Origin of the sequence: Pseudoxanthomonas japonensis (genome assembly GCF_010093445.1) — a bacterium.
Taxonomy (GTDB): Bacteria; Pseudomonadota; Gammaproteobacteria; order Xanthomonadales; family Xanthomonadaceae; genus Pseudoxanthomonas_A; species Pseudoxanthomonas_A japonensis.
In genome coordinates this window covers 1-5,506 of record NZ_PDWW01000045.1, presented here as the reverse complement: position 1 = coordinate 5,506, position 5,506 = coordinate 1, and the positions used below count along the sequence as shown (strand labels likewise).

The window sequence follows — 5,506 nt, the reverse complement described above, 5'->3', positions numbered from 1 at the left end:
CGTCCATCGACATCAACTAGCGGCCATTCAGAACTATGCAGTAGCTTTTTTTTTGACAAGCAGAGGAGCGCATGAGCTAGTCGCAGGGGTCTCGTGGGATGCTGAGATGTGAAGAAGAGACAGGAGAGGGGGGGGGGGGGGTACTGTCCGACCGTTCAGCCGCAAGGCTTTCCCCCTCGTCCGCCTTCGGCACCTGCACATCTGCGGGCGCGGTGGACGGAGAGATGGCATCCACCGGCAACGGCTCGCTGGGCGCGCGCGGGAAGGCGGCGGCGAGTTCTTCGGTGCTGGGGCGGGTCTGGGCGGCGTCCGGGCCGTCCTGGGGCTTCTTGCGACGGAAAAAACCGATCATTGCAGGGGGTATCTCGAAGAGGGCGACATGCTACCACCCGGCTGTCGGACGCCCGGGCACAGGACTCAAGTGGGGCCGGGGGCGGCCGATATCGAGGGCTGAAAACCGGGAATCCCCGCATGAACGCCATCACCGGCATCGCCACCTCCGGCCTGCGCGCGGCCTCGACCGGCCTGCAGGCCACTGCGCACAACCTCGCCAACCTGGCCACGCCCGACGCCACGCGGCAGTCGGTGGCGTTGTCGGCCTCAGCGACGGGTGGCGTGTCCGCGACGGTGGTCGAGACACCTGCCGATCCGGCCGCGCCGGTCGAAGATGTCGCCGCGATGCTGACCTACAAGGTGATGGCCGGCGCCAACCTGTTCGTGCTGAAGGTGGCGGACGAGACGCTGGGCAGCTTGTTGGATATCAGGGCGTAGAGCATGCGATCCCTTCTCCCCGTGTGCGGGGAGAAGGTGCCCGCAGGGCGGATGAGGGGCGCTCTTCGCGCGAACCTGGGCTTCCGTGATCGGACTGCGCTTGCGGATCGTATGAGGGGCGTCGAAGCGCCTTGCCTCCGATCGCCCCTCCCCCGCCTTCGGCACCCTCTCCCCGCACGCGGGGAGAGGGGGGTAGCCGCGAGCGCGAGGGACTTCCGATTAGGCCGAGAGCTCCAGCAATAACGCATTGAGCCGCTTCACGTAACCGGCCGGGTCCTTGAGGCTTTCGCCGGCCGCCAGCGCGGCCTGGTCGAACAGCACGCGGGTCAGATTGTTGAAGCGGTTCGCATCGGTCTCGGCATCCAGCTTGGCGATCAGCGGATGGCCCGGATTGAACTCGAACACCGGCTTGCTTTCCGGCACCTGCTGGCCGCTGGCTTCCAGCAACTGGCGCATCTGCAGGCCCAGGTCGCCCTGGCCGATGGCGAGGATGGCGGGCGAATCGGTCAGGCGGTGCGAGACGCGCACGTCGGCCACGTCCAGACCGAGCACGGTCTTGATGCGGCCGGTCAGTGCCTCCTTGGCTTTGGCGCTTTCTTCCTGCGCCTTCTTGTCGTCCTCGCTCTCCAGCGCGCCCAGATCCAAGTCGCCGCGGGCGACGTCGACGAAGGATTTGCCGTCGAATTCGGTCAGGTAACCCATCAGCCATTCGTCGATGCGGTCGGTGAGCAGCAGCACCTCGATGCCCTTCTTGCGGAAGATCTCCAGGTGCGGGCTGTCCTTGATCTGCGCATGCGATTCGCCGGTCAGGTAGTACAGCTTGTCCTGGCCTTCCTGCAGGCGGCTCACGTAGTCGGCCAGCGAGACGCTGGGTGCGCCGGTCGCATCGTGCGTGGAGGCGAAGCGCAGCAGGCCGGCGATCTTTTCGCGATTGGCGTAGTCCTCGGCCGGGCCTTCCTTCAGCACCTGGCCGAAGTTGGTCCAGAACGCCTTGTAGTCCTCCGGCTTGTCCTTGGCCAGCTTCTCCAGCATGTCGAGTGCGCGCTTGGTCAGCGCGGAGCGCATCGAATCGACCACCGGGCCGGACTGCAGGATCTCGCGCGAGACGTTGAGCGACAGGTCGGAGGAATCCACCACGCCGCGCAGGAAGCGCAGGTACAGCGGCAGGAACTGTTCGGCCTGGTCCATGATGAAGACGCGCTGCACGTACAGCTTCAGGCCCTTGGCGCCGTCGCGGTGGTACAGGTCGAACGGCGCGCGGCCGGGGACGTACAGCAGCGAGGTGTATTCCAGCTTGCCTTCGACCTTGTTGTGGCTCCAGGCGGCCGGGTCGGTGAAGTCGTGGGCGATGTGCTTGTAGAACTCGGTGTATTCCTCGTCCTTGATCTCGGACTTGGCGCGCGTCCACAGCGCGCTGGCCTTGTTGACGGCTTCCCATTCGACCGTCGCCGGCGCGTCTTCGCCGTGGTGTTCCTTCGGCATCTCGATCGGCAGACCGACGTGGTCGGAATACTTCTTGATGATGCCGCGCAGCTTCCAGCCATCGGCGAAGCCTTCCTCGCCGTCCTTCAGGTGCAGCACGATGCGCGTACCGCGCTCGGGCTTGTCGACCGTCGCGACTTCGAAATCGCCTTCGCCGGCGCTGGACCAGTGCACGCCCTCGCTGGCCGGCAGGCCGGCGCGACGGCTGAACACGTCGACGCGGTCGGCCACGATGAAGGCACTGTAGAAGCCCACGCCGAACTGGCCGATCAGGTTGGCATCCTTCTTCTGGTCGCCAGACAGCGCCCGCAGGAAGTCACCGGTGCCGGACTTGGCGATGGTGCCCAGGTGGGCGATGGCCTCGTCGCGGCTCATGCCGATGCCGTTGTCGTCGATGGTTACCGTGCGCGCGGCGGCGTCGAAGCCGATGCGGATGCGCAGGGTGGGGTCTTCCTCCAGCAGCTTCGGGTCCTTCAGCGCCTCGAAGCGCAGCTTGTCGGCGGCGTCGGCGGCATTGGAGACCAGCTCGCGCAGGAAGATCTCCTTGTTCGAATACAGCGAGTGGATCATCAGCTGCAGCAGCTGCTTCACTTCGGCCTGGAAGCCCAGCGTTTCTTTGCGGGTCTCAACGGTCATTGGGTCGTGCTCCATGGAATCGGGTACAGGCCGCCCGGCGCGGCCGATGGGTCCGGTGTATGGGTCAGGCACGGCTTTCTCAACCATGCTGCCTGTAGGAGGGGCTTCAGCCCCGACTGCCGCGACCGGGCATCGTCGGGCGTTCGCCGCGCCGGCAAGCTGCGGCGCGCTCTTCAGCGCGGCAGGTGCCGGGTTTTCGCGTGGCGCCGCGGTCGGGGCTGAAGCCCCTCCTGCAGGGTAGGGACGTATCATGCGGGACCTCCCATCGCCGCTGTCCGCATGTCCCGAAGTCCGCATTCCCGCCCCGCGCCGTCCTCAGGTACCGCTCCGCGCGGAACCGGCCACGTGCGCATCATCGGCGGGCGCTGGCGCGGCACGAAGCTGGCCGTGCCGGACCGTCCAGGCCTGCGGCCCAGCAGCGACCGCGTGCGCGAGACGCTGTTCAACTGGCTGATGCCGGCGCTGCCGGGCGCGCGGGTGCTGGACCTGTTCGCGGGCACCGGCGTGCTGGGGTTGGAAGCGCTGTCGCGCGGTGCCGCGCAGGCGGTGCTGGTGGAACGCGATCCCGGCCTGGCCTCAGCGCTGCGCGAGGCGGTGGCGAAGCTGTCGGCGCCCGCCGAGGTCCATGCGGCGGATGCGCTGGCATGGCTGCGTGGGCGCCACGACACCTTCGACCTGGTGTTCCTGGATCCGCCGTTCGCCGACGGCCTGTGGGCAGGCGCGCTGGACGGGCTGGCGCCACGTCTGGCGCCCGGTGCCCGGGTCTACGTGGAATCGCCGGGGGACATCCAGCCGGTCGTGCCGCCGAACTGGGTGTTGCACCGCGAGGGCCGGACGCGCGAGGTCCGCTATGCCCTGTACCGTGCCCCGGGCCATCACGCCACTGTTACACTTCGGGCCGACGATCCGCCGGCGACGACTGAATGACTGTGGCGCGCACCCGGACGGCCGTGTACCCCGGCACGTTCGACCCCATCACCAATGGCCATATCGACCTGATCGACCGCGCCGCGCCGCTGTTCGAGCGCGTGATCATCGGCGTGGCCGAGAGCCCGGGCAAGGGGCCGGCCCTGCCGCTGGCCCAGCGCGTCGCGCTGGCCCGCGATGCGGTGGCCAAGCACACCCACGTGGAAGTGCGGGGCTTCGACGGTCTCCTGGCGCATTTCGTGAAGGAGGTCGGCGGCGGCGTGCTGCTGCGCGGCCTGCGTGCGGTGTCCGACTTCGAATACGAATTCCAGCTGGCCAGCATGAACCGCCACCTGATTCCGGAAGTCGAGACGCTGTTCCTGACCCCGGCCGAGCAGTACGGCTTCATTTCGTCGTCGCTGGTGCGCGAGATCGCGCGGCTGGGCGGCGACGTGTCCGGCTTCGTGCCGCCGGCGGTGACCGCCGCGCTGAAGGCGCAGTGGCAGCAAGACAAGCAGGGCGCCTGAGCGCCACGATTCCGACAACCGCTTTACCAAGAGGGGGAATACCCATGAAGAAGTTCGCAAGCCGCATCATGCTCACCGCCTGCCTCGTGCTGCCGTTCGCGGCGTGCAAGAAGCAGGAAGAAGCCCCGGCCGAGCCGGCGGAAGTCGCCCTGGTCGCGCCGACCACGACTGAAGACGGTCCGTGGAAGGAGTACCTGAGCAAGGTGGTCGACGCCAACATGGGCACGATCACCAACACGCCGTACGTGTACTACCTGCCCGCCGAGACCGATCCGGAGTTCGAGGCCAAGTACGGCCGCCAGCTGGACCAGGCCAAGGGCGCCGTGGCGCGCGGCGTCAGCGCCGGCAACCTGATCGCGTTCGGTTCGCCGAACAGCGCCAAGATCGCCGACCTGGCCGTGGCCGCGTTCGAGGGCGTCGAGACCGACGCGTTCAAGGGCGTGCGCGTGCTGTTCATCGGCAAGGCAGAGGACAGCGAGCGGGTGAAGGCCGCCGTGGCCCCGAGCAGCGCCGAATACCTGTTCGTCGAAGCCAAGTGACCTTTCCGCGCGTGGCCGCCGCACGGCGGCCACGCCTCTGCCGGAAGGTCATCCCCGCGGCTCTTAACAGCCGAATGGCTGGTAAAGCGGGGATCCAGTGACTTTCAGTCGCGCATCGCAGCCAGCCTGCGCCGACTGGACGTCGGGATTCGGTATCTCCGACGAACGCCGCGATGAAAGTCACTGGGTAATCGGCCATGCGGCCGTTGTGAAGCGCTTCCCGCCTTCGCGGGAATGACGGAAGAAGATGTCCCTCAAGATCAACGAACTCTGCGTCAACTGCGATGTCTGCGAGCCGGCCTGCCCGAACCAGGCCATCTCGATGGGCGAGACGATCTATGTGATCGATCCGGCGCGCTGCACCGAATGCGTCGGCCATCATGACGAACCGCAATGTGTCGTCGTCTGCCCGGTCGAGTGCATCGACCCCGATCCAGCGTATCCTGAGACCCACGAAGCCCTGCTGACGAAGATGCTGAGGCTGCAGGCCGGCTGATCGCCCCGTTTCCGCATGCGCTTCGTCCCGGTAGCCGCTCCAGGAGAAGTCGTGATCCATCGCCGTCTGTTCGCCCTGTTGTTCGTCGTCGCCATCGCACCCGCTGCGTTCGCCGCCGACGCCGTCCGTTCCAACACGCCCTCCCACCC

Annotated in this window: 6 protein-coding genes; 5 read left to right on the top strand and 1 reads right to left on the bottom strand. The window is 67.2% G+C overall.

Translation table 11 applies throughout. The features are described from left to right. The first annotated feature begins 471 nt into the window (after nucleotides 1-471). Nucleotides 472-771: a hypothetical protein gene (locus CSC78_RS18605; RefSeq protein WP_162339362.1), complete on the top strand. Its 300-nt coding sequence runs from the start codon at nucleotides 472-474 to the stop codon at nucleotides 769-771. Nucleotides 772-990: 219 nt separating this feature from the next. Here the strand turns inward: CSC78_RS18605 and htpG are convergent, their stop codons facing one another. After that, nucleotides 991-2,889: a molecular chaperone HtpG gene (gene htpG / locus CSC78_RS18600; RefSeq protein ID WP_162339361.1), complete on the bottom strand. Its 1,899-nt coding sequence runs from the start codon at nucleotides 2,887-2,889 to the stop codon at nucleotides 991-993. Nucleotides 2,890-3,168: 279 nt separating this feature from the next. On the opposite strand from htpG, the gene rsmD reads away from it, so the two are divergent. The 4 genes from rsmD to CSC78_RS18580 all read left to right on the top strand — a co-directional run bounded on the left by rsmD (nucleotide 3,169) and on the right by CSC78_RS18580 (nucleotide 5,357). Beyond that, the gene (rsmD, locus tag CSC78_RS18595) at nucleotides 3,169-3,816 is read left to right on the top strand and encodes a 16S rRNA (guanine(966)-N(2))-methyltransferase RsmD (protein WP_162339360.1); all 648 of its coding nucleotides are present in this window, start codon (nucleotides 3,169-3,171) and stop codon (nucleotides 3,814-3,816) included. Further along, nucleotides 3,813-4,322: a pantetheine-phosphate adenylyltransferase gene (gene coaD / locus CSC78_RS18590; RefSeq protein ID WP_162339359.1), complete on the top strand. Its 510-nt coding sequence runs from the start codon at nucleotides 3,813-3,815 to the stop codon at nucleotides 4,320-4,322. The genes rsmD and coaD overlap by 4 nt, the downstream gene beginning before the upstream one ends. A gap of 44 nt (nucleotides 4,323-4,366) precedes the next feature. Continuing rightward, nucleotides 4,367-4,861, top strand: a complete 495-nt coding sequence (locus CSC78_RS18585; RefSeq protein WP_162339358.1) for a hypothetical protein — start codon at nucleotides 4,367-4,369, stop codon at nucleotides 4,859-4,861. A 247-nt stretch (nucleotides 4,862-5,108) separates the two neighbouring features. Next, entirely contained in the window at nucleotides 5,109-5,357 is a 249-nt protein-coding gene (locus CSC78_RS18580; RefSeq protein WP_162339357.1) for a YfhL family 4Fe-4S dicluster ferredoxin, read from the top strand. The last annotated feature ends 149 nt before the right edge of the window (nucleotides 5,358-5,506 follow it).